This window comes from Endozoicomonas atrinae (genome assembly GCF_001647025.1).
GTDB classification, from domain to species: Bacteria; Pseudomonadota; Gammaproteobacteria; order Pseudomonadales; family Endozoicomonadaceae; genus Endozoicomonas; species Endozoicomonas atrinae.
In genome coordinates this window covers 1-1,304 of record NZ_LUKQ02000568.1, presented here as the reverse complement: position 1 = coordinate 1,304, position 1,304 = coordinate 1, and the positions used below count along the sequence as shown (strand labels likewise).

Sequence of the window (1,304 nt, the reverse complement as noted above, 5' to 3'; positions counted from 1 at the left end):
CAATAGTCCGGACAGTTTTCCGAAATAGGCAACCATGAGAGGAATCAACCAGAGTAGAGAATCCTAATAATCTATCTGTTGATACCTCCTCTCATGGAAATCATAGTTAAGTCTGCTCTGGACAGTATGTCCACGGTCAAAAAGCATCAAAAGACATTCATTTTTCAACTGCTCTTTGCGCTCATCGTCGTACAGGGTAAGGCCACTTTTCTCAACATGAGTCGTTACTCGTCGATGAGTGAGAAGCGGTTCAGACGATGGTATCGTCGAGCTTTTGATTTTTTCATGCTCAACTGGCTGATGTTGTCCGGCGTACTGTCAAATACAACCGAAAAAATAGCTGCCCTCGATGCCAGCTTCATGACGAAAAGTGGCAACAAGACCGATGGGCTCGGCAAGTTCTGGCGTGGATGTACCAGCCGGTCTGAGCGAGGTCTTGAGTTATCCTTACTGGGTGTTGTTGACCTGAAATCGAATACGGCTTATGCCCTTGGTGCAAAGCAGACCATTGATGAGGACAATAAATCCCGTGTTGAACTTTATGCGGAACAAGTTGTCAGTCTGGCCAAAACACTTCTTCAGCAAGGTATTCAATATCTGGCGGTAGACGCTTACTACTTCAAAGAGAGGTTCGTAACTGCGGTCGCAGAAACCGGTTTGCATATCGTGGGTAAGTTAAGAAATGATGCAGATCTGAAATGGTTATACGAAGGTTCGTACTCAGGAAGAGGCCGCCCGAAGATTTACGATGGCAAAGTGAATCTTGAGAAGGACTTGAAACGGTTCCAGTTCATCGGTCAGCTGGAAACAGGCGAGTCCGTTTATACTGCTGTCGTTCATTCAAAGTGTCTGGGGTGCAAAATCCGCGTTGTCATGCTCAGAATCCAGCGAGGCGATAAAATGGGTGTTTCCCTGCTTTACTCAACGGACAGTGAGCTGGACGCTATGACGATCATCCGGTATTACCGGGCACGCTTTCAGATAGAGTTTGTCTTTCGGGATGCGAAACAATATACAGGGTTGATGGATTGCCAGTCCTGCAGCAAAGATGCCATTCATACTCAGATCAATGCCTCATTTGCAGCCCTGAACCTATTGAAACTGGCCGACCGGGAAAAGAAGGATACTGAAGATAAAACGGTCATATCAATAGCCAGCTGGAAACGTCGGTTGTCCAATCAGAACCTGATGCACAGAGTTTTTGAGAAGTTAGGCTTGGCAATGAATGACGAAAAAGTCATGAATACTTATGAGGAGCTAAGTAGCTATGGTGCTATCGCTGCATAATAGTGTCCGGAGTATTG

General features: G+C 46.0%; 1 protein-coding gene. It reads left to right on the top strand.

From position 1 onward, the window contains the following. Positions 1 to 93: 93 nt before the first annotated feature. Positions 94 to 1,287, top strand: a complete 1,194-nt coding sequence (locus tag AK963_RS29100; RefSeq protein ID WP_066018738.1) for a transposase — start codon at positions 94 to 96, stop codon at positions 1,285 to 1,287. Positions 1,288 to 1,304 lie beyond the last annotated feature (17 nt).